The 21,960-nt window shown below is 66.2% G+C and carries 16 protein-coding genes; 3 read left to right on the top strand and 13 right to left on the bottom strand.

Annotated features, from left to right (window positions below):
- Positions 1-6 precede the first annotated feature (6 nt).
- Together gabP and BLQ74_RS19950 are read right to left on the bottom strand one after the other, a co-directional pair.
- The gene (gene gabP / locus BLQ74_RS19945) at positions 7-1,401 is read right to left on the bottom strand and encodes a GABA permease (RefSeq protein WP_090265466.1); all 1,395 of its coding nucleotides are present in this window, start codon (positions 1,399-1,401) and stop codon (positions 7-9) included.
- A gap of 261 nt (positions 1,402-1,662) precedes the next feature.
- Positions 1,663-2,985, bottom strand: coding sequence for an MFS transporter (locus tag BLQ74_RS19950; protein ID WP_090265469.1), 1,323 nt, complete (start codon positions 2,983-2,985; stop codon positions 1,663-1,665).
- Between the two features lie 185 nt (positions 2,986-3,170).
- Between BLQ74_RS19950 and BLQ74_RS19955 the strand changes: the two genes are divergently transcribed.
- Both BLQ74_RS19955 and BLQ74_RS19960 read left to right on the top strand, forming a co-directional pair.
- Positions 3,171-4,076 carry a LysR family transcriptional regulator gene (locus BLQ74_RS19955; protein WP_090265471.1) on the top strand — a complete coding sequence of 302 codons (906 nt, stop codon included), beginning with the start codon at positions 3,171-3,173 and terminating at the stop codon, positions 4,074-4,076.
- A gap of 89 nt (positions 4,077-4,165) precedes the next feature.
- Positions 4,166-4,933 (top strand): ParA family protein, encoded by a 768-nt coding sequence (locus BLQ74_RS19960; protein WP_090265473.1) that lies wholly within the window; start codon positions 4,166-4,168, stop codon positions 4,931-4,933.
- Between the two features lie 19 nt (positions 4,934-4,952).
- Here BLQ74_RS19960 and BLQ74_RS19965 read toward each other — a convergent pair whose 3' ends face one another.
- The 8 genes from BLQ74_RS19965 to BLQ74_RS20000 all read right to left on the bottom strand — a co-directional run bounded on the left by BLQ74_RS19965 (position 4,953) and on the right by BLQ74_RS20000 (position 17,084).
- Positions 4,953-5,762: a universal stress protein gene (locus BLQ74_RS19965; protein ID WP_090265475.1), complete on the bottom strand. Its 810-nt coding sequence runs from the start codon at positions 5,760-5,762 to the stop codon at positions 4,953-4,955.
- Positions 5,763-5,840: 78 nt separating this feature from the next.
- Entirely contained in the window at positions 5,841-6,284 is a 444-nt protein-coding gene (locus BLQ74_RS19970) for a YiiD C-terminal domain-containing protein (RefSeq protein WP_090265476.1), read from the bottom strand.
- Between the two features lie 101 nt (positions 6,285-6,385).
- A complete protein-coding gene (gene trxC / locus BLQ74_RS19975) occupies positions 6,386-6,820 on the bottom strand; it encodes a thioredoxin TrxC (RefSeq protein ID WP_090265478.1) in 435 nt (144 codons plus the stop codon).
- Positions 6,821-6,910: 90 nt separating this feature from the next.
- A complete protein-coding gene (locus tag BLQ74_RS19980; RefSeq protein ID WP_090265480.1) occupies positions 6,911-8,188 on the bottom strand; it encodes a bifunctional O-acetylhomoserine aminocarboxypropyltransferase/cysteine synthase in 1,278 nt (425 codons plus the stop codon).
- Between the two features lie 123 nt (positions 8,189-8,311).
- Positions 8,312-9,772: a protein adenylyltransferase SelO gene (gene selO, locus BLQ74_RS19985; protein WP_090265482.1), complete on the bottom strand. Its 1,461-nt coding sequence runs from the start codon at positions 9,770-9,772 to the stop codon at positions 8,312-8,314.
- Positions 9,773-9,830: 58 nt separating this feature from the next.
- Positions 9,831-13,187, bottom strand: coding sequence for a mechanosensitive channel MscK (gene mscK / locus BLQ74_RS19990; protein ID WP_090265484.1), 3,357 nt, complete (start codon positions 13,185-13,187; stop codon positions 9,831-9,833).
- 119 nt (positions 13,188-13,306) lie between these two features.
- A complete protein-coding gene (locus tag BLQ74_RS19995) occupies positions 13,307-15,049 on the bottom strand; it encodes a potassium/proton antiporter (protein ID WP_090265486.1) in 1,743 nt (580 codons plus the stop codon).
- A 217-nt stretch (positions 15,050-15,266) separates the two neighbouring features.
- The gene (locus BLQ74_RS20000; RefSeq protein ID WP_090265488.1) at positions 15,267-17,084 is read right to left on the bottom strand and encodes an acyl-CoA dehydrogenase; all 1,818 of its coding nucleotides are present in this window, start codon (positions 17,082-17,084) and stop codon (positions 15,267-15,269) included.
- Positions 17,085-17,217: 133 nt separating this feature from the next.
- Here BLQ74_RS20000 and BLQ74_RS20005 point away from each other — a divergent pair, with 133 nt between their 5' ends.
- Positions 17,218-18,060 carry a 23S rRNA (adenine(2030)-N(6))-methyltransferase RlmJ gene (locus BLQ74_RS20005; protein WP_090265489.1) on the top strand — a complete coding sequence of 281 codons (843 nt, stop codon included), beginning with the start codon at positions 17,218-17,220 and terminating at the stop codon, positions 18,058-18,060.
- 64 nt (positions 18,061-18,124) lie between these two features.
- On the opposite strand, the gene msrA is transcribed toward BLQ74_RS20005, so the two are convergent.
- The 3 genes from msrA to BLQ74_RS20020 form a co-directional block, all read right to left on the bottom strand.
- Positions 18,125-18,772 (bottom strand): peptide-methionine (S)-S-oxide reductase MsrA, encoded by a 648-nt coding sequence (gene msrA / locus BLQ74_RS20010; RefSeq protein ID WP_090265491.1) that lies wholly within the window; start codon positions 18,770-18,772, stop codon positions 18,125-18,127.
- A gap of 87 nt (positions 18,773-18,859) precedes the next feature.
- On the bottom strand, positions 18,860-21,547 hold the full coding sequence (locus BLQ74_RS20015; protein ID WP_090265493.1) for a sensor domain-containing protein: 2,688 nt from the start codon (positions 21,545-21,547) through the stop codon (positions 18,860-18,862).
- A gap of 314 nt (positions 21,548-21,861) precedes the next feature.
- A partial coding sequence (locus tag BLQ74_RS20020) for a 2-oxo acid dehydrogenase subunit E2 (RefSeq protein ID WP_170842824.1) occupies positions 21,862-21,960 on the bottom strand: 99 nt, incomplete at its 5' end.

The raw sequence follows: 21,960 nt of genomic DNA on the forward strand, positions 1-21,960 counted from the left end.
ACAGACTCAGGCGGCGTCGGCGGCGTAGCCCGCGGCACCTTGGGTCTTGCGGCGCTGCGAGACGAGCAGGCCGGAGCAGACCACGACAATGGTCAGCAGCGCGGTGGCGACCACTTCCATGCGATGGTCCGGGCGGATCAGCATGATCACCAGGGTGGCGGAGATGAACAGGATCACCGCCCAGGTCAGCCAGGGGAAGAACCACATCTTCAGGGTCAGCTGGTGGCCTTGCTTGAGCAGCTTGCCGCGCATGCGCAGTTGCGAGACGGCGATCACCAGGTACACCAGCAGGGCGATGGCGCCGGAGCTGGCCAGCAGGAAGTCGAACACCGCGGCCGGGGCCAGGTAGTTGGCGAAGGTGCAGAGGAAGGCCATGGCGGTGGACAGCAGCACGGCGTACACCGGGGTGCGGCTGGCGCTGGTCACGCGGGCGATGCGCGGCGCGTCACCGCGCTTGCTCAGCGAGTACATCATGCGCGAGGCGGTGTAGAGCGCCGAGTTCAGGCAACTGGTCACCGAAACCAGAACGATGATGTCGACGATCAGCTTGGCATAGGGTACGTGCAGTTGGTTCAGCACGGTCTGGTAGGACCCCATGCTGACCAGGCGTGCGTCGTTCCACGGCACCAGGCAGACCACGATGAGGATCGACAGCAGGTAGAACAGCGCGATACGCCAGATCACCGAGTTGGTGGCGCGGGTGATCTGTTGCGCCGGGTCCTTGGACTCGGTGGCGGCGATGGTGACGATCTCCGAGCCCATGAAGGAGAACATGGTGGTCAGCACGGCGGCCAGCACCGCGCCGATGCCCTTGGGCATGAAGCCGCCTTCGTTGTACAGGTGGCTGACGCCGCTGACTTCCGGGTTCAGCGAGATGCCGAAGATGGCCGCGCAGCCGAGTACCAGGAAGGCGATGATCGAACCGACCTTGATCAGTGCCAGCCAGAACTCGAACTCACCGTAGTTCTTCACACTGAACAGGTTGGTCACGGTCAGTGCCGAGGTGATCACCAGGGCCAGCAGCCAGATCGGCGCGCCGGGAATCCAGGCATGGATGATGGCGGCGGCGGCGTTGGCCTCCAGTGGGATGACCAGCACCCAGAACCACCAGTACAGCCAGCCGATGGTGAAGCCGGCCCAGTGACCGATGGAGCGGTCGGCATAGGTCGAAAACGAACCGCTATCCGGTTGCGCCACGGCCATCTCGGCGAGCATGCGCATCACCAGTACCACCAGGGCGCCCGCGGCCAGGTAGGAGATCAGCACGGCTGGGCCGGCTTCGGCGATGGCGTGGCCGGAGCCGACGAACAGACCGGCGCCGATGGCTCCGGCGATGGACAGCATGGTGACGTGACGATTTTTCAGGCCTTGGGAAAGCCCGGAAGAAGGGGTACTGCTCATGCGTTACCTACAGCGAAAAGGGAGGGAATTGCGTCCTGCGGAGCCGAAGCTGTTTCGAGAATCCAACGTCTCGTTCTTTATATTCAACGCAATTACCGCGCCACATTCTGTTACGACTAAGGTTGTAGGCGCTGCAGGTGGTGGGTAGAAGTTCCACAACGCCCCGGGTATGGGGCCTTGTCGTCATTCCGATGACATATTCGTCGGCGACATTGGCATATCTGTCGCCGCCATATTGGCTGTGTCGTGTGTAGAAACTACTCATGTGTGGGCGCTATTCAGTGCGGGAATGCTGCGGGGTAACACTGCCAGTCGTGCCAGGTGCAGCGAAACCAGCAGGGCGCCGACCAGCAAGGCGGCGATGAACAGGCCCACGCCTTGCCAGCCGAAGTGATGCCAGAACACCCCACCGGTCGTACCAGCCACGCTGGAGCCCAGGTAGTAGCTGAACAGGTAGAGCGAAGACGCCTGGCCCTTGGCTTTCAGGGCGCGACGGCCGATCCAGCTGCTGGCAACCGAGTGCGCGGCGAAGAAGCCGAAGGTGAACAGCAGCATGCCGGCGACGATCAGCGGTAGCGGTGCCAGCAGGGTCAACAGTAGCCCGCCGAGCATCAGCAGGATCACCGCCCAGAGCACCTTGCGCCGGCCCAGACGGTCGGCCAGCGAGCCGACCCAGGCGGAGCTGTAGATGCCCACCAGGTACACCAGCGAAAGCACGCCAACCAGCGCCTGGCTCAGGTGATAGGGATCGGCCAGCAGGCGATAACCGATGTAGTTGAACAGGGTGACGAACGCGCCCATCAGCAGGAAGCCTTCGAGGAACAGCCAGGGCAGGCCGGCATCGCGCAGGTGCGAGCCGAAGCCGTCGGCCAGTTGCTTGAGGTTCAGCGGCGTCGGGCGGAAGTTGCGCGATTCCGGCAGGATGCGCCAGAACACCAGGGCGGCGACCAGCGCCAGCCCGCCGAGCACGGCGATCGCCGCGTGCCAGGAGATGAAGTCCACCAGTACGCCGCTGATCAGCCGGCCGCTCATGCCACCGATGGCATTGCCGCTGATGTACAGCCCCATGGACAGGCCGATGTGCTGGGGATGCACCTCCTCGCTTAGGTAGGTCATGCCCACCGCCGCCAGGCCGCTGAGCGACAGGCCGACCAGCGCGCGCATCAGCAGCACGCCGTGCCAGGTCGGCATGACCGCGCTGGCGAGGGTGAAGAGGGCGGCGCAGAACAGCGAGGCGACCATGATCGATTTACGCCCGATGGCATCTGAGATCGGGCCGGTGACCAGCAGTCCAAGGGCCATCATGATGGTCGCGATGGACAGCACCAGACTGCTCTGCGCCGCACTCAGCGCGAAGTGCTTGGACAGCACGGGCATCATCGGCTGTACGCAGTAGAGCAGGGCGAAGGTGGCGAAGCCGCCGGCGAAGAGTGCCAGCGAGGTACGCATGAAGGCCGGGGTGCCTTTCTCGATATAGCTTTCGACGCTGGCCAGGGCTTCGCCCAGCGCCTGGTTGGCCTCATGTGCGGCCTGCTGTATGGCAGGCTCGGGTTCCGACGAAGCCCGCAAGGCAGATTGACTCACAACTCACCTCGAATTCTGTGGCGGAGGGTGGCCTCGCCGCGAGCGCATGGGGCCCGCACAGCCAGGCTGGCAGAAAGTGGAAAGTCGTTATTGGGCTTGTGTGGCAAGGATAAGGAAGGGCCTTTATTATTTCCAATATATTGATCGACATGTTTGATATGTAATTCGACTTATTCGAGGCCGACATGGAGCTCAGGCACCTGCGCTACTTCATCGCTGTCGCCGAAGAGCTGCACTTTGGCCGCGCGGCACAGCTGTTGGGGATTTCCCAGCCGCCGCTGAGCCAGCAGATCCAGGCCCTGGAAGAGGAAGTGGGCGCGCTGCTACTGGAGCGCACCAACCGACGGGTGGCGCTGACCGAGGCCGGCCGACTGTTTCTCGACGAGTCCCGCCAGGTGCTGGCCCAGGTGGATCGCGCGGTGCTGCTGGCTCGGCGCGCGCACCAGGGCGAGCTGGGTGAGTTGCGTATCGGCTTCACCGCCTCGGCGCCCTTTACCTCGACCATTCCGCGCAGCATCCATGCCTTTCGCCAGGCCTACCCGGAGGTGCACCTCGATCTGCAGGAAATGAGCAGCCGCCAGGTGGTCGAGGCGTTGCAGGAGGAGCGCCTGCAGGTCGGCGTGATTCGCTCGTTCGCCTTGCCCGAATCGCTGGTGGCGGTGGAACTGTTCAGCGAGCCGCTGGTGGCGGTACTGCGCGACGACCACCCGCTGGCGCGCGATTCGATCGATGGTCTGGAAATCGCAGCGTTGGCCGGAGAGCCCTTCGTGTTCTTTCCGCGCAGCTATGGCACCGGTCTGTACGACCAGTTGCTGGCCCTGGCCCGCCAGGCCGGCTTCAGCCCGCGCATCGCCCAGGAGGCCGGCGAGGCCATGACCATCATCGGCCTGGTCGCCGCCGGCCTTGGTGTGTCCATGTTGCCGGCGTCGTTCCGCCGGACGCGGGTCGATGGGGTGGTTTATCGAACATTGCTCGACCCCGGTGCGAGCAGTTCGGTATGGCTGGTGCGGCGGCGCAGCGAGCGTTCGCCAGCGGCGCTGGCCTTCATCGACCTGGTCACCCGCGGCATCGCTCCGACGGCGAGTCCCTGATGACGAGATACCGAGGCGCGCAAGTGCTCGCCCTCGTCATGCCCATTGCATAGAATCCGGGGTCTCTCGAACAGCTAGGAGGGTTGCCCATGCGTCGCGTGGTATTCAATCAGAAGGGCGGGGTCGGCAAGTCCAGCATCGCCTGCAACCTGGCGGCGGTCAGTGCGGCGGAAGGGTATCGGACCCTCCTGGTGGACCTCGACGCCCAGGGCAACTCCACGCACTACCTGACCGGCCTGACCGGCGAGGATGTGCCCATGGGGATCGCCGATTTCTTCAAGCAGACCCTCTCCACAGGCCCCTTCGCGCGCAAAGGCAAGGTGGATATCTACGAGACGCCCTTCGAGAACCTGCATGTGGTGACCGCCACCGCCGAACTGGCCGACCTGCAGCCGAAGCTGGAGGCCAAGCACAAGATCAACAAGCTGCGGAAGCTGCTGGATGAGCTGGCCGAGGATTACGACCGCATCTACCTGGATACGCCGCCGTCCTTGAATTTCTACACGGTTTCCGCGCTGATAGCTGCCGATCGTTGCCTGATTCCCTTCGATTGCGACAGTTTCTCTCGCCAGGCGCTGTATGGCCTGCTGCGTGAGATCGAGGAGTTGAAGGAAGACCACAACGAGGGCCTCGAAGTCGAGGGCATCGTGGTCAACCAGTTCCAGCCGCGCGCCAGCCTGCCGCAGCAGCTACTCGATGAGTTGGTCGAAGAAGAGTTGCCGGTGCTGCCGGTGTACCTGATGAGCTCGGTGAAGATGCGCGAGTCGCACCAAGCCTGCACGCCGCTGATTTACCTCGACCCACGGCACAAGCTGACCCAGCAGTTCGTCGAGTTGCACAACCTGCTGGAAAGCTGAGAGCGGCGTCGCGCCTGGTTCAGGCGCTGATCAGCAGATCGCAGGGCGGCCTGCGCAGGTAGTAGCGCGCTGTGCTGCCCAGCAGCGCTTGCTGCAGGGCGCCGCGGCTGCGACTGCCGAGCACCAGCAGGTCCGGTTGCCAATCGTCGATGACCTCGTCCAGCGCCGTCTGGATGGCCGCGGGGCTGACGCGGCATTGCAGGCGCGGCAGGCTGCCGCCGACGCGGGCGCTTTCGTCACGGATCAATTGTTCGAGCAGGGCGCGTTGCTCGTCGAGGCGGGCCTGGGTCTTGTCCGCATCGCGCCCGGCATCGTAGGCGTGCAGTGCCAGCAGTTCGGCGTGCGGGGCGAGCCAGGCGCAGGCGGCGCACCAGGCATTGCAGGCGCCCACCGAGAAGTCCAAGGCGCAGAGCGCGCGGTCGTAGGGTTGCGGTTCGCTGGCGATGGCCAGCAGCGCCGGAACCTGGCAGGTACGGATGATCTGCTCCAGGGTGGTGCCGTCGAAGCTCTCCAGGAATTGCCGGTGGTGCGCGCCGATGACCAGCAGGTCGGCCCGCAAGGTTTCGGCGCTGGCGCCTATCACGGCAGTGGCGCGGCCCTGGCGGATCAGGCGTTGGCACTGTTCGAGGCGATTGTTGCGCGCGCTCTCCTGCAGGGCGACGTCGGCGGCTTCCTTGACCCTGGCCAGCACCGGCGCCGGGAAGGTTTCCTCGATCACGTGCAGCAGGCTGACGCTGGCGTCGTGCTCGCGCGCCAGTTGCGCGGCGCGGCGCACGGCGATATCGGCTTCGAGGCTGAGGTCATGGGCGACCAGGATGTGCTTGGGCATGATCGGCTCCTCCGGCTGGCGCACTACTCTGCGGTCTGCTCCATGACACCCATGTTGATCCAGGGCAAATGCCCGGGGTCAGCGGCTGCGTAGCTGATAGACGGCGTTGCTCTGCGCCACCAGCAGCCCGGCTTCATCCGTGAGCGCCAGTTCCAGGCGGTATTCCGCCTTGCCCTTGACCATAGCTTCTTCCGCGATGCGCGCCAGCTCCTCCGCGCTCAGGCGCGCCTCCACTCGCACATCGCTGCCGGCCGGGCGCAGAAAGCGCAGGCTGGCCTCCTTGACGATCGGGTAGAATCGCTGGCTGTCGAAGCTGGTCAGCGCCAGCACCCCGCCTGGCAGTTCGGCGAGGGTGAAGAGCGCGCCGGCGTACATGCTGCCGACGTGGTTTTCGTTGCCGGCCAGGGGCATGCGCAGGCGGACGTGGCCGGGCTCCAGCACCTCGGCCTTGAGGCCGCTGCGGCGGACGAAGGCGATGTGCTCCTCGGTCAGTAGGCGGATCAGTTCGCTGGGCAAGGGCATGTCGGGGGCTCCGCTTCTTGTGATGGCAGCAAGCCTAGCCGCGCCGCCGATGGCGGCAATGACCGTGCCGCTCAAGCGGACTGACCGAAGCACTCAGCCGTTCAGATGCCGTGCTGCGCCAGCCACGCCAGGAGCTGCGGCAGCGGCATGGCGCCACTCTGCCGGGCGATTTCGCGGCCGTCCTTGAACAGAATCAGGCTGGGGATGGAGCGGATGCCCAACTGCCCGGCCAGCCGCTGGTTGGCTTCGCTGTCCAGCTTGGCCAGCCGGCAGCGTCCGACGAGGCGGCTGGCGGCCTGCTCGAAGATCGGCGCGAAGGCTTTGCAGGGGCCGCACCAGTCGGCCCAGACATCCAGCAGCAAGGGTAGGTCGCCCTTGATCTGGGCGGCGAAGCCGGCGTCGTCGAGCGCGAAGGGCTTGTCTGGCAGCACGGCGGATTTGCAGCGGCCGCAGCGTGGCTGGTCGGCCAGGCGGTTGTGCGGCAGGCGGTTGAGCCCCCCGCAGTGCGGGCAGGGGACGAGCAGGGTAGCGGTCATGGCGCGGCTCCCGCCCGAGAGCGGGCTGGCCGGCTCTCGGGCGTAAGGGGGTGGATGATGCTCCCTATCTGGAGCCGCGTCGGGCCGATATCAAGCCGCGGCGGCGCGCAGGGCCTGTTCCAGGTCGGCGAGGATGTCGTCGCTGTGCTCGATGCCGATGGACAGCCGGACCATGTCCTGGCTGACCCCGGCGCGCGCCAGTTCCTCCGCGTTGAGCTGGCGGTGGGTGGTGGTGGCCGGGTGGCAGGCCAGCGACTTGGCATCGCCGATGTTGACCAGGCGCACCACCAGCTTGAGCGCGTCGATGAAGCGCGCGCCGGCCTCGGCGCCCCCCTTGATGCCGAAGGAGAGGATCGCTGCCGGTTTGCCGCCCATGTAGCGCTGCGCCAGCGCGTGTTCGGGGTGCTCGGGCAGCCCGGCGTACTTGACCCAGGCCACCTGCGGGTGCTGCTCCAGGTAGTGCGCCACCTTGAGCGCGTTCTCGCAATGGCGCTCCATGCGCAGCGCCAGGGTTTCCAGGCCCTGGAGGATGAGGAAGGCGTTGAACGGCGACAGCGCCGCGCCGGTGTTGCGCAGCGGCACCACGCGGCAGCGGCCGATGAACGCGGCGGGGCCGAAGGCCTCGGTGTAGGTCACGCCGTGGTAGGACGGATCGGGGGTGTTGAGCAGCGGGAAGCGCGCCTTGTGCTGTGCCCAGGGGAAGCGGCCGGAGTCGACGACTATGCCGCCGATGCTGGTGCCGTGACCGCCGATGTACTTGGTCAGCGAGTGCACGACGATGTCCGCGCCGTGCTCGAAGGGACGGCAGAGCACCGGGGTGGCCACGGTATTGTCGACGATCAGTGGCACGCCGTGGCGGTGCGCGGCATCGGCCAGGGCCTGGAGGTCGACGATGTTGCCCGCCGGATTGCCGATGGATTCGCAGAACACCGCCTTGGTGCGCTCGTCGATCAGCGCTTCGAGAGCGGCGATGTCGTCATGGGCGGCGAAGCGCGTCTGGATGCCGAAGCGCGGCAGGGTGTGCGCCAGCAGGTTGTAGGTGCCGCCGTAGAGCTTGGCCACCGAAACGATGTTGTCGCCGGCTTCGGCGACGGTCTGGATGGCGTAGGTGATGGCCGCCATGCCCGAGGCCACGGCCAGCGCGCCAACGCCACCTTCCAGCGCCGCGACACGCGCTTCGAGCACGGCGTTGGTCGGGTTCATGATCCGCGAATAGATGTTGCCCGGCACCTTGAGGTCGAACAGGTCGGCGCCGTGCTGAGTGTCGTCGAAGGCGTAGGAGGTGGTCTGGTAGATAGGTACCGCCACGGCCTTGGTGGTTGGGTCGGGGCTGTAACCGGCGTGGATGGCCAGGGTTTCCAGTTTCATTGCTTGAACATCCTTGGTGGGCAGAAAGGCCCGAGGATGCGAGCGCCGCCGGCTCCGGTCAATGACCGGGAGCAATGCCTGGCGGCTGGCCCTAGACCACTTTCTCCTGAGCTTATAACCGCCTCAGGAGGAGCAACTGATTTCCAGATGCCGGCCCCAGTCCGGCGGGCGCTGGGTATAGCGCTGCTTGCCCGGCTGTTCTTCGAAGGGGCGGCTGAGCACGTCGTGCAGGTCGCGCACCACTTGGTAGTCGCCCTGCTCGGCGGCCTGGATCGCCTCCTGGGCCAGGTAGTTGCGCAGCACGTAGAGCGGATTCACCGCCTGCATGCGCGCGCGCCGTTGTTCCTGGCTGCCGCCCTCGCGGGCGACGCGGGCGCGGTAGTCCGCCGCCCAGGCATCGAACGCGGCGAGGTCGACGAAGTCCGCGCGGACCTCGGCCAGCGCCTGCTCCACCGGGTGTTCGCCGAGGCGCCGGAAGAACAGGCTGTAATCCACCGCACCCGGCTGCATGGCTTGCAACAGGCGCTGCACCAGGCCCTCGTCGCCGTCTTCCGCCGTGGTCAGGCCCAGGCGGCGGCGCATCAGGTCCAGGTAATGGGCCTGGTACAGCGGCAGGAACAGGTTCAGGGTCTCGCGCAGCCTGTCCACCTCGACCATGGGCGTCAGCGCCTGGGCCAGCGCGGCCAGGTTCCAGTGGGCGATGGGCACCTGGTTGCTGAAGGCATAGCGGCCGGTATCGTCGGAGTGGTTGCAGATGTGCCGGGCATCGAAGTCGTCGAGGAAGGCGTAGGGGCCGTAGTCGAAGGTGATACCGAGGATCGACATGTTGTCGGTGTTCATCACCCCGTGGCAGAAGCCATAGGCCTGCCAGCGAGCGATCAGCTCGGCATTGCGCTCGACCACTTCGCGGAAGAACGCGGCGTAGGGCTGTTCCTGTTCCAGGCACTCGGCGAAGTGGTTGCGCAGGACGTAGTCGCCAAGTGCTTTCAGGTGTTCGGGCTGCTGGGTGTAATAGAAGTATTCAAAGTGGCCGAAGCGCACGTGGCTGGGCGCCAGGCGCAGCAGCATGGCGGCGCGCTCCTGCCGCTCGCGCCAGACCGGGGTGTCCGAGGTGGTGACGCAGAGCGCGCGGCTGCTGGGAATGCCCAGGGCATGCAGGTATTCGCTGGCGAGGAATTCACGGATCGACGAGCGCAGCACCGCGCGGCCATCGCCCATGCGCGAGTAGGGCGTTTGCCCGGCTCCCTTGAGGTGCAGGTCCCAGTGCTCGCCGGCGGCGTTGACGACCTCGCCCAGCAGCAGGCCGCGGCCGTCGCCCAGGCGTGGGTTGTAGGCGCCGAACTGGTGCCCGGAGTAGACCATCGCCCGTGGCTCGGCGTCCGACCACAGCTTGTGCCCGGCAAAGAGTTCAGCGAACTCCGCTTGCTCGCTCACCGCCGGATCCAGGTCGAGCAGGGCCATGGCGCTGCGGCTGGCCAGCACCAGGCGCGGATTGGCGATGGGATCGGGCAGGACTTCGGTGGAGAAGGCATCGCCGAGGCGGGCGAAGCGGTTATCGAAGGTGAGTTGGTCGAGGGTCTTCACTGCGGCACTCCGGGAAAGTCCGAGCATTGTGCTCAGACTTTCCCGGGGCCGTCCAGATTCAGGGCTTGTCGTCGTGCTCCGCGGCATCATCCCGGGGCGCGGCCGGCGGCAGTTGCTGACCCTGGACCAGGTGGATTTCCTGGCCCTTGCCGTTCTTGACGAAGACGTCGAGCTGGTTGAAGGCCATCTCTACGCCATGCTCGCGGAAGCTCAGGGCGATGGCGGTGAGCAACTCGTCGACCGCCGGGTTGCGGTCGCCCAGCTCGCGCACGTGGAAGCGCAATTCGTAGTCGAAGGTGCTGGCGCTGATGCTGAGGAAGTACAGCATCGGTTCCGGATCGCGGAGCACCCTCGGGTTGTTGCGCGCGGCGTCGAGCATCAGTTTGCGCGCCAGGGCCAGGTCGGTCTCGTAGGCCAGGCCGATCTTGATGGTCACCCGGGTCACGGTGTCGCTCAGCGACCAGTTCACCAGTTGCCCGGTGATGAAGGTCTGGTTCGGGACGATGATTTCCTTGCGGTCGAAATCGGTGATGGTGGTGGCGCGGATGCGGATGCGGCTGACCGTGCCGGAGAGGTTGCCGATGGTCACGGTGTCGCCGATTCGCACCGGGCGCTCGAAGAGGATGATCAGGCCGGAGACGAAGTTGGAGAAGATCGCCTGCAGGCCGAAACCGAGACCGACCGATAGCGCCGCCACCAGCCATTGCAGCTTGTCCCAGCTGACCCCGAGGGTGGACAGCGCGCTGACGAAGCCGACGCCGCTGATGGCGTAGGAGAGCAGGGTGGTGATGGCGTAGGCGCTGCCCTGGGCCAGGGTCAGGCGCTGTAGCACCAGCACTTCCAGCAGGCCTGGCAGGTTGCGCGCCAGCGCCATGGTGATGGCGGCGATGACCAGCGCCATGATCATGTCGCCGAGGCTGATCGGCACGGTGCTGGCGTTGTCGCCGGTGCCGCTGGTGTACTGGTAGAGGGTCACGTTGTCGAGGTAGGCGGCGACGCTGATCAGGTCGGCCCAGACCCAGTACAGCGCCACGGCGAAGGCGATCAGCAGGCCCAGGCGGATCAGCCGCAGGGACTGCTCGTTGATTTCCTCGATGCCCAGGGTCTGCTCCTCCGGTACGTCGCCACCGTCGGCGTTCTCCTTCGGCGGCGACTGCCGCTTGGTCAGCGCGCGCTGGTAGGCCAGGCGCCGCGCCGCCACGCCCAGGCCGCGGACGAAGGTGGCTTCGATGACCACCCAGAGCATGAGCAGGAACAGCGTGTCGATCAGCCGGTCGCTCAGGCGCAGGGCGGTGTAGAAGTAGCCGAAGCACACGGCGACGAAGAGCAGCACCGGCAGCGCGGTGAAGAGCACCCCGACGATCATTTTCACTGCCGAGGGCCGCTCGCTGCTGGGGCGGGCGAAGAGCAGGCGGGCGACCAGCCAGGTCATCACCGCGTAGCCGAAGAGGACCACGGCGATGCCGATGACGTCCCCGGCGAGGGCGCCGGGCTGGTGCTCGGCCACGGTGACCACCGCGACCAGTGCCATCACCACCACGCCCAGGCGGCGGATCAGCTTGCCGACGAAGCGCACCTGCACCGGACTCCAGTGGAAATGCCGCTCGGCGATGGAGCCGGGGCTGAGGATGCGGTGTGCGGTGTAGAACACCAGCCAGACTTCGGCCATGCCCAGCAGCGCGCTGCCGAGGGTGGCGTTCTGGCCGCGGGCGTCCAGTACCAGGGCCAGGCCGGCGATGGCCAGGGCCAGGGTGCCGGGCAGGGCGAGCAGGATCGCCAGCAGGATCGCCAGCGGCGTGTGCATCTGGCTGTCGCGCTTGAAGTGGCCGATATCGTCGTTCAGCGAGGTCAGCTTGTCGTAGAGGAAGCGGCGTTTCCACAGCAGCCCGGCGACCAGCATCAGCAGCGGCAGGAACAGCAGCGGGCGGTCGATCAGGCCGGCGCCGAGTTCCGTCACGCCCGAGCCCCAGGGCACCGAGGCCAACTGCTCCTTCAGCAGCGAGGGGGTCATCTTGAACCAGGACAGGTCCAGCGGGCGGTTGCTGGGAATCCAGAACATCTGCTCGTCGAGGGTGGCGCGCAGGTTGTCGCTGGTGTCCTTGAGCTGCTTCTGGTTCAGCTGCAGGGTGATGGCCTCGCTGAGCACGGCGTTGAGCTCGTGGTTGAGGCGCGTGACCAGTTCGCTGCGGGTGTCCACGAGGTTGCTGATGTCCTGGCGCAGCTTGGGCGTGACGTTTTCCTGCGGCTGCTGGGCCAGCAGGTTGTCGATGTAGGCCTGCGGATTGGCCAGTTCGTCGCGCTTCTGGTTCAGCTCGAACTGGTACAGGCGCAGGTCGGCGATCTCGTCGGCCAGCTCCTGGTCGGTCTTGATCTTCGGCAGCGCCTGCTTCTGCTGGTAGAGCACCTTGGAGAGCAGCAGGCTGCCGCGCAAGACGTTGATCTGCTGGTCGAGGTTCTGGTCGATCTGGCTCAGGTTGTCCAGGTGCTGCTTGACCTCGAGATTGCGCCGGGTCAGCTCGTTGAGGCGATCGGTGGTGCGCAGCAGGTAGTCGGACAGGCGCAGGTTGGCGGCGTTCAGGTCGTTCAGTGCGCTGTCGCTGCTGGTGCCGTTGCCCTGGCTGCTGTCCTTGGACAGTTCGGCGACGGTTTTCTCCGACTGCGCGCGGCGCTTGTCGCTGATCATGGCCTGCAGTTCGAGGGTTTCGCGCTCGATGAGCGCGACCTGCTCGACGAGCAGGTCGCGCTGGCTGTTGGCCAGGTCCTGCAGCAGGTTGTTGCCGACCAGTTGCTGGCGCAGCAACAGGCCCTGCGCGTAGAGCGCGGCTTGTTCGGCGAGCAGTTCGTTGCGCCGCTCGGGGCTCAGCAGCTTGCCGGCGTCCTTGCCGGACTTCAGCGTGCTGTTGATTTCCAGCAGGCGGCTCTGTCCGCTGCTGATATCGGCCTGGGCGCGTTCCGGGCGGGTCTGCGCGGTGATGATCTGGCTCTTGGCGTCGGCCAATTGCCGTTGCCAGTCGGCGAGCTGACTGGAGCGCTCGTTGAGCAGCATCTCCAGACGGGTGACGGTCTCGCCGGCGAAGCGCTGCGTCGCCGGTTTCTCCGGATTGCTCTTCAGGCGCGCCAGTTGGCGCTGGTTTTCGCTGATCAGCCGGGGCGCGTCGGCCAGCTTGGCTTTCAGCTCGGCGAGCTGCTTGTTGGCGTCATCGCGGGTCGCGAGCAGCTTCAGGGTGTGTTCGAGGCTGGTCTTGACCAGCTTCTGCTCGGCATCGGGCAGCTTCCTGTCGGCGAGGCCGTCCAGGCTCTGCTGAACGGCCTCGGCGGAAGGCGGCTGGTTACTGTCGTCCGCCTGTACCGGCAGGGTCGCGAGGGCGCCGCCGAGGAGAAGGGCGGCAATGAGGTTACGCAGCAAAAGTGGCATGGTCGCGTTCAGCGGCTCTCGATGGAATGCAGTGAGGGTAGTGCCCGGGCAATGACGGCGGCAAGGCGTCGGCGACGGCCGCCGACGCTTTCAGGAATATCCGCTGTGGACGCGGGCTATTACAGGAAGAGTCCGGGGCCGGGGCGGCCTTCGGGGAATTTGACGCCCACTTTGCGGATCTTGTTCCCGTCGAGTGCGGCGACTGTCCAGGTCAGGCCGTTCCATTCCACCTGGTCGCCGATGATCGCCTGGCCGCCGATCTCGTGGGCGATGAAGCGGCCCAGCGTCTGTTCGCCGTCGACGCCATCGAGCTTGAGGCCATACAGCGAGGCCACTGCCGAGAGCTGGGCGTCGCCTTCGAGCACGAAGTCACCGAAGAAGCGCGCGCCGAGGCCGCGGTCCGGGGCCTGGCTGAACAGCTTGCCGAGGGCCGGCAGGTCGTGTTCGTGGCCGATCACGCAGAGGATGTCGTCGGATTCGAGGATGCTGCTGCCGGACGGGTGCAGCAGTTGGCTGCCACGGAACAGCGCGGCGATGCGCGTGCCCTCGGGCATTTTCAGCTCGCGCAGGGCGGCGCCGATGCACCACTTTTCCTTGCTCAGGTGGTAGACGAACAGCTCCCACTCGCTGGTCGGGTGGATTTCCAGGCCGGCGCGGGAGATTGGCGCCGGGTCCGGCGGCACTATCACCCGCAGCAGGCGCGCCGCCCAAGGCAGGCTGGTGCCTTGCACCAGCAGCGAGACCAGGACGATGAAGAAGGCCACGTTGAAGAACAGTTGCGCGTTGGGCAGCCCGGCCATCAACGGGAACACCGCGAGGATGATCGGCACCGCGCCGCGCAGTCCGACCCAGGCGATGAAGGCTTTTTCGCGGTCATGGAAGGCGCGGAACGGGAACAGCCCGAGCAGCACCGACAGCGGCCGCGCCACCAGGATCATCCACAGGGCCAGGCCGAGCGCCGGCAGGGCGATGGGCAGCAGGTCGTGGGGGGTGATCAACAGGCCGAGGACCAGGAACATGCCGATCTGCGCCAGCCAGGCCATGCCATCGAGCATGTGCAGGATGCCATGGCGCGAGCGGATCGGCCGGTTGCCCAGGACCAGTCCGCAGAGGTAGATGGCGAGGATGCCGCTGCCGTGCACGGCGTTGGCCAGGGCGAAGATCAGCAGGCCGCCACTGGTCACCAGCAATGGGTAGAGGCCACTGGCCAGGTGCATGCGGTTGATCACCTGCAGCAGCAGCCAGCCGCCGCCGAGGCCGAGCAGGGCGCCGATGCCGAACTCGCGCAGCAGATGGACGAGGAAGCTCCAGCTCAGGGCGGTATCGCCATGGGCGAGCATGTCGATCAGGGTGACGGTGAGGAACACCGCCATGGGGTCGTTGCTGCCGGATTCGATTTCCAGGGTGGCGGTGACCCGTTCGTTGAGGCCCTTGCCGCCGAGCAGCGAGAACACTGCCGCGGCGTCGGTGGAGCCGACGATGGCGCCGATCAGCAGGCCTTCCATCCAGCTCAGCTTGAACAGCCAGGCGGCGGCCAGGCCGGTCAGCCCGGCAGTGACCAGCACGCCCACGGTGGCCAGCGACAGCGCCGGCCAGAGCGCCACGCGGAAGCTGGCGACGCGCGTGCGCAGACCGCCGTCGAGGAGGATCACCGCCAGCGCCAGGTTGCCCACCAGGTAGGCCATCGGGTAGTTGCTGAAGCCGATACCGCCGGGGCCGTCGGTGCCGGCGAACATGCCGACGCCGAGGAAGATCACCAGGATCGGGATGCCCAGTCGCGAGGACAGCGAGCTGACCAGGATGCTCATGCCGACCAGCACCGCACCAACGAGGAAATAGGTGTTGATCGAGACAGCATCCAAGGTGTCGGGCCTCCTGGCGAAAAGGGCGATGGGCGACGCTAGCGTAAGGATGCAGGCCGCATGCCAAAGGATTCTAACCTGCGGATTTACAAGGCTGTCAAAGGTTAGTTGCAGGGATGTGGCGGGCGCTCCGAAGGCTGGGGCGAGCGCTGCGCGGGGCATTCGGCGGACATAAAAAAGCCCCGGACGTGACCGGGGCTGAAAGGCGCATGCGGAACTAGAACCAAGCGTCCTGCATGCTCGAACAGGTGTCGTCGCGGCGCTCGAGCAGCGCCAGGTCGTGGTGGCAGGACGGCACTTCCCAGGTCAGGAAGTAGCGCGCGGCCTGCAGTTTGCCGCGATAGAAAGCATCGTCGGCAGCGTTGCCCTGGCCTTTGTCGAGCAGCGCCAGGCCTTCCTCGGCGCGGATCGCCTGCTCCAGCCAGCGCCAGCCGATCACCGCGTGGCCGAAGGCTTTCAGGTACAGGGCCGAGTTGGCCAGGCCCTGGGCGACCTTGCCTTGCATCAGGTCGCCGAGCAGGGCGAGGGTCACCTCGCCAAGGCGTGCCTGGAGCTGTTCCAGCGGCTGGCGCAGCGCGTCCAGCGACGGGTACGCCTGGGCGCGCTCGCAGGTGCCGTGGATCAGCCGGGTCAACCGCTTGAGGCCGGCGCCGCCGTTCTGGCTGAGCTTGCGCCCCAGCAGGTCGAGCGACTGGATGCCGTGGGTGCCTTCGTGGATCGGGTTGAGGCGGTTGTCGCGGTAGTACTGCTCCACCGGGTATTCACGGGTGTAGCCGTGGCCGCCGAGGATCTGGATGGCCAGTTCGTTGGCCTTCAGGCAGAACTCCGAGGGCCAGGACTTGACGATCGGCGTGAGCAGGTCGAGCAACTCCTGGGCCTGCTGGCGTTCCTCCGCGGAGGCCAGCGTCTCGCTGTCATCGACCAGGCGCGCGGCGTACAGACCGAGGTCGAAGGCGCCTTCGACATAGGCCTTCTGGGTCAGCAGCATGCGCCGCACGTCGGCGTGCTCGATGATCGGCACCTGCGCGGAGGTCGGGTCCTTGGCGTCCACCGGGCGGCCCTGCGGGCGCTCGCGGGCGTATTCCAGGGAATACAGGTAGCCGGCGTAGCCAAGCATGATCGCGCCCATGCCGACGCCGATGCGCGCCTCGTTCATCATCTGGAACATGTAGGCCAGGCCGTGGTGCGGCTTGCCCACCAGGTAGCCGACGCACTCGCCCTTGTCGCCGAAATTCAGCGCCGTGGAGGTGGTACCGCGCCAGCCCATCTTGTGGAACAGGCCGGCCAGGGTCACGTCGTTGCGCGCGCCCAGGCTGCCGTCGGGGTTGACCAGGAACTTCGGCACGATGAACAGCGAGATGCCCTTCACCCCGGCCGGTGCGTCGGGCAGCTTGGCCAGGACCATGTGCACGATGTTTTCCGACAGCGGGTGATCGCCGCCGGAGATGAAGATCTTGTTGCCCTTGATCCGGTAGCTGCCATCGCCGGCCGGTTCGGCGCGGGTGCGGATATCCGCCAGGGACGAGCCGGCGTGCGGCTCGGTGAGCGCCATGGTGCCGAAGAAGCGGCCTTCGATCATCGGCTGCAGGAACAGGCGTTTCTGCTCCTCGTCGCCGAAGGACTCGATCAGGTGGCTGGAGCCCATGCTCAGCATCGGGTAGGACGAGGTGGCGATGTTGGCCGACTGGAAGTGCGCGAAGCAGGCCCGCGCCAGCAAATGCGGCAGCTGCATGCCGCCCTGTTCGAAGCTGCGCGAGGCGTTCTGGAAACCGGCCTCGTTGAAGGCGTCCACCGCCGGCTTCACGTCCGCGATCAGCACCGCCGCGCCGTCGACATACTGCGGCTCGTGTTCGTCGTTCTTGCGGTTGTGTGGGGCGAACAGCTCTTCGGCGATGCCGCGCGCGGTGGTCAGCGCCGCGTCGAAGGTTTCGCGGTTGTGATCGGCGAAGCGCTCGCGCTGGGTAAGGGCTTCGGCATCGAGCACTTCGTAGAGTTCGAAAGCGAGGTTGCGGGAGCTGAGCAGAGTCTCGGACATGGTCGGCCTCCATAGGGACCGGCGCAGTCTAGTCTGGTGAATGAAGGGTTCACAGCAACATCCATGAGCGTGATAAAGGGCTAAAACAACGCCACAGCGGATACACTGCGCGTCTTGAGGAGCCTGTTTGTCCATGAACTATCGCCACGCCTATCACGCCGGCAACCATGCCGACGTCTTCAAACACATCACCCTGTCGCGCATCTTCGCCCTGATGGCGCGCAAGGACACGCCTTTCGCCTATCTCGACAGCCATTCCGGGGTCGGCCTGTACGACCTGCTCGGTGACGAAGCCAGCCGCACCGGTGAATGGGAAAGCGGCATCGGCCGCCTCTGGCAGCGCGACGACCTGCCGGCGCTGGCGGCGGATTACCTGGAGGTGGTGCGCGCGCTCAATCCCGATGGCGGCCTGGAGTACTACCCCGGCTCGCCGGAGCTGGCGCGGCGCCTGACCCGATCGCAGGACCGCGTATTGCTCAACGAACTGCACCCGGAGGACGGCCGCCTGCTCAAGGCCAACATGGGCGGCGAACGGCGCATCGCCGTGCACCAGGGCGACGGCTGGCTATTGCCGCGGGCCTTCCTGCCGGTGGCGGAGAAGCGCGCGGTGTTGCTGATCGACCCGCCATTCGAGCGTGTCGACGAACTGGAGCGCTGCGTCGCCGCCCTTGGCGAGGCCATCGGGCGCATGCGCCAGACGGTGGTGGTGATCTGGTACCCGATCAAGGATGAACGCCAGCTCAAGCGCTTCTATCAGGGGCTGGAACGCAGCGGTGCGCCCAAGTTGCTGCGCGCGGAGTTGCTGGTACACCCGGCCGACAGCGCCGATCGCCTCAATGGCTCGGGCCTGGCCATCGCCAACCCGCCGTGGCCGCTGGAGGATGAGTTGCGCAGCCTGTTGCCCTGGCTGGCCGAGACACTGGCGCAGAGCCAGGGTGGCTGGCGCCTGGATTGGCTGATCGCCGAAGGTTCCTGAATGGCATTCGCCCCGTAGGCACGCGGATCGTCGGCACGGCCCACTCCTACGGGGCAGGCATGGGCTATGCCGGCAGGCAGACCCCGGTGCCGCGCAGGCCGCAATAGCCGCTGGGGTTCTTCGCCAGGTACTGCTGGTGGTAGGCCTCGGCGTAGTAGAACGGCGGCACTTCGCGAATCTCGGTGGTGATCTCGCCGTAACCGCTGGCGCTGAGCCCCTTCTGGAAGGCCGCGCGGCTGGCGTCGATCGCGGCCTTCTGCGCCTGGTCGAACCAGTAGATGGCCGAGCGGTACTGAGTGCCGGTGTCGTTGCCCTGGCGCATGCCCTGGGTCGGGTCATGGGACTCCCAGAACACCTTGAGCAGTTGTTCGATGCTGGTCTGCTGCGGGTCGTAGACCACCAGCACCACTTCGCTGTGGCCGGTCAGGCCGGAGCAGACTTCGTCGTAGGTCGGGTTGGGTGTCAGGCCGCCGGCGTAGCCGACCGCGGTGACCCAGACCCCAGGTTGCTGCCAGAAGCGCCGCTCGGCGCCCCAGAAACAGCCCAGGCCGAGGACGATCTGTTGCAGCCCGGCAGGGAAGGGTGGGCACAGCGGGTGGCCATTGACGTAATGCGTTTCCGGCACCGGCATCGGGCTTTCACGGCCCGGCAGGGCCTGGGCGGCGCTGGGCAGTTCCAGCTTGTGGGCGAGTATTTGCGAGCGCAGGACCATGGCATTCGTCTCCTCTGTCTGGGCTGGCGATAGACGCGCGAAGGTCTCAGAGATTACAGCGTTTTCGTCGTTGCGCGGTGGCCGCGTTCAATCGCTGCGGCAGGGGTAGCGCTGCAGGCTGTTGGACAGCTCGGTGCCGGGGATCGGCTTGTCGAACAGGTAACCCTGGCCGATGTCGCAGCGGTTGCGCCGCAGGAAGGCCAGTTGCGCGGCGGTCTCGACGCCTTCGGCGACCACCTGCAGCTTGAGGTTGTGGGCCATGGCGATCACCGCCGAAGTGATTTCCATGTCGTCCTGGTTGTCCGGGATGTCCTTGATGAAGCTGCGATCGATCTTGATCACGTCGATGGGGAATTTCTTCAGGTAGCTCAGCGATGAGTAACCGGTGCCGAAGTCGTCCATGGCCAGGGTCAGGCCCAGTTGCTTGAGGCGTTCCAGTTGCTGCTTGGTGTCGTCGGTGGCGTCGAGCAGCAGGCTTTCGGTCAGTTCCAGCTCCAGGCGTCCGGCGGGCACCTGTTCTTCCTGCAGGATGGCGGCGATCGAGCCGACCAGGTCCGGGTCGCTGAACTGCTTGGGCGATAGGTTGATGGCGATGTTCAGCTTGCCCAGGCCGCTTTCCTGGAGCAGGCGCCCCTGGCGGCAGGCTTCGCGGATCACCCATTTGCCGATGGGGATGATCAGTCCGGTTTCCTCGGCCACGCTGATGAACTGGTCCGGGCGGATCATGCCCTTCTCCGGGTGCTGCCAGCGCAGCAGCGCCTCCAGGCCGAGCAACTGGCCGCTGCGCAGGCACAGTTTCGGCTGGTAGTGCACGGCCAGTTCGTTCTGCACCAGGGCGCGGCGCAGGTTGCTCTCGACGAACAGCTTGTGGCTGGCCTCGGCGGTCATCGCCTCGGTGAAGGTCTGCAACTGGTGTTTGCCGTTGGCCTTGGCCTTGTGCAGGGCCAGGCCGGCGTTCTTCATCAGGGTCTGGGGATCGTCGCCATGCTGGGGGGCGTAGGCCAGGCCGATGGAGCCGGTGACGTTGATCAACTGGTTGTCGACGAACAGCGGCTTGTCGAGCACGTCGAGGATCTGTTCGGCGACCTGCTCTCCGCGACCGGCGCTGGACTCTTCCAGCAGCACGGCGAATTCGTTGCTGGCGAAGCGCGCCAGGGTGGTGCCGTCGTTGAGGCTGCTGCGCAGGCGCCGGGCCAGGCTGGCGAGCAGCTTGTCGCCGGTCTGGTGGCCGAGGCTGTCGTTGATGCGCTTGAAGTTGTCGATGTCCACCAGCAACAGGCTCAGTGGCGGCCGGCCGGAGGTGCGCAGGCGTTCTTCCAGGGCGTTGATGAAATAGTGCCGGTTGGCCAGGCCGGTGAGGTTGTCGCGGTAGGCGAGCTTCTCGATGTGTTGCTGGGCCAGCTTGCTTTGGGTGATGTCTTCGTAGATGCCAATGTAGTGGGTCAGGTCGCCGTTGTCGGCGTAGACCTTCGACATCGAAAGCTGGCCCCAATAGGGTTCGAGGTTCTTGCGCCGGCTGCGGAACTCGCCCTGCCAGCTGTTCTGCGTGGCCAGGGTGGAGCGCGCGTCGAAGAGCAATTCGCTGAGGTTGGCCAGCGCCGGCACTTCGGCCAGGTTGCGCCCGCGCACCTCGTCGGCGCCGTACTGGGTGATGGCGGTGAAGCTCGGGTTGACGTACTCGATCATGCCTTCGTGATCGATCAGCAGGAAGGCGTTGGCGCTCTGCTCGACGGCGCGCTGGAACAGGTGCAGGGCACTGGAGGCGCTGCGCCGCTCGTGGTTCATCACGACCTGGGCGTACTGGTCGGCCAGCTCGCCGGCGAAGGCGACCTCGTCGCTCTGCCACAGGCGCACTTCGCCGATGTGCTCCAGGCAGAGCACGCCGACCACCTCGCCGCCGACGCGGATGGTGGCGTCGAGCATGGCGCTGATGCCCTGTGGGCGCAGGTACTGGTCGGCCAGTTCGCGGGTGCGCGGGTCCTGCAAGACGTTGTGCGCGTCAATGGCGCGGCCGCTGTTGATGGCTTCCAGGTAGTTCGGGTAGCGGCTGGCGTCGAAGCCACGAGGCACTTCGTACTGGTCGCTGTCGCGGCGGTACACCGCGACCGGCTCCATGTAATGCTCCGGGGTCAGCCGCCAGATGCCGGCGCGGGCCACCTCGTAGGCTTCGCTGGCGGCCTGAGCGATCAGCTTGGCCGCCTCCAGCAGCGGGTCGCTGGACAGATAGCGATGCCGCGCCAGGCGCACGATGAGGTTCTGCTGGGCGCGGGAGCGCACCAGGTGCTGCAGGTGCTCGTCCTGGGAGCGTTGATACATCTCCAGGGACATCTGCAGGCGAATGTTCTGTTCTTCCAGCTCGCTCAGTTCGCCCTGCGTGACGGCGCCGGTTTCATCCTGCAGCAGGTAGCCGCGGAGCAACTGGCGGTCGTGCAACTGGAAGGCCTCGCCGATCTCAAGCAGGCTCAGCTCGCCATTGGGCGTGTGCAGGCAGTAGCGCGCCTGGTAGTGCGTGTGATGCAGCAGTTGTTGCTGGATCTGCTCATGCAGGCGATGACGGGCTTCCGGCTCCATCAGGCTGGCGTAGGGCGAGTCGAGCAGGCCGCAGAGATCGGCGGCCGCCACGCCGAAGGCGCGTTCGCAGGTGGGGTCGAGGTACAGCAGGGTCCAGCTTGGTTCGTTCAACCGCTCGAAGCGCAGCAATCCCAGCCGTGAGGGGGCGGGGAGCTGCGTGACAGCCTCGACCGCCGTTCTGGCGGTATCGGGATGAGTCTTCATGCGCGGCGGTTTTCCAGTACTGGACGAGGTGCTTAGCCCCGGCCTACTTCTGATGGGCTCGGGCAAGGTTGCATGATGCGGAATGGTCTGACAAGCAAAGCCTATATCGGCTTTGCAATGTCGCAATTGAGGGCCTTGTCGTGTCCTGACGATACCGTTGATCGGTGACGCGCGGGGCATCTTGGCGAGGGCCGTCCGAGCCGCGCTGGGCGGGCTTTTCGGCAAAAAAAAGCCCCGCCATCCGGCGGGGCTGGAGAGAACGAGCGTGGCGTGCTCGTTACTAGAGAGTGGGTGGCCCCGCGAGGGGCAGCCCATTACAGCAACAGCGTGCGGATATCGCCGAGCAGTTCGCCGAGGCGCTTGGTGAAGCGCGCGGCGGCGGCGCCGTTGATCACCCGGTGGTCGTAGGACAG

This window comes from Pseudomonas panipatensis (assembly GCF_900099785.1).
GTDB lineage: Bacteria > Pseudomonadota > Gammaproteobacteria > Pseudomonadales > Pseudomonadaceae > Pseudomonas > Pseudomonas panipatensis.

Excerpts from the sequence above, each read along its gene's own strand:
- BLQ74_RS19960 (WP_090265473.1), top strand. The coding sequence starts at position 4,166 with ATGCGTCGCGTGGTATTCAATCAGAAGGGCGGGGTCGGCAAGTCCAGC.
- gabP (WP_090265466.1), bottom strand. The coding sequence starts at position 1,401 with ATGAGCAGTACCCCTTCTTCCGGGCTTTCCCAAGGCCTGAAAAATCGT.
- trxC (WP_090265478.1), bottom strand. The coding sequence starts at position 6,820 with ATGACCGCTACCCTGCTCGTCCCCTGCCCGCACTGCGGGGGGCTCAAC.
- msrA (WP_090265491.1), bottom strand. The coding sequence starts at position 18,772 with ATGGTCCTGCGCTCGCAAATACTCGCCCACAAGCTGGAACTGCCCAGC.
- BLQ74_RS19955 (WP_090265471.1), top strand. The coding sequence starts at position 3,171 with ATGGAGCTCAGGCACCTGCGCTACTTCATCGCTGTCGCCGAAGAGCTG.
- BLQ74_RS19980 (WP_090265480.1), bottom strand. The coding sequence starts at position 8,188 with ATGAAACTGGAAACCCTGGCCATCCACGCCGGTTACAGCCCCGACCCA.
- BLQ74_RS20015 (WP_090265493.1), bottom strand. The coding sequence starts at position 21,547 with ATGAAGACTCATCCCGATACCGCCAGAACGGCGGTCGAGGCTGTCACG.
- mscK (WP_090265484.1), bottom strand. The coding sequence starts at position 13,187 with ATGCCACTTTTGCTGCGTAACCTCATTGCCGCCCTTCTCCTCGGCGGC.
- BLQ74_RS19965 (WP_090265475.1), bottom strand. The coding sequence starts at position 5,762 with ATGCCCAAGCACATCCTGGTCGCCCATGACCTCAGCCTCGAAGCCGAT.
- BLQ74_RS19970 (WP_090265476.1), bottom strand. The coding sequence starts at position 6,284 with ATGCCCTTGCCCAGCGAACTGATCCGCCTACTGACCGAGGAGCACATC.
- BLQ74_RS20005 (WP_090265489.1), top strand. The coding sequence starts at position 17,218 with ATGAACTATCGCCACGCCTATCACGCCGGCAACCATGCCGACGTCTTC.
- BLQ74_RS20000 (WP_090265488.1), bottom strand. The coding sequence starts at position 17,084 with ATGTCCGAGACTCTGCTCAGCTCCCGCAACCTCGCTTTCGAACTCTAC.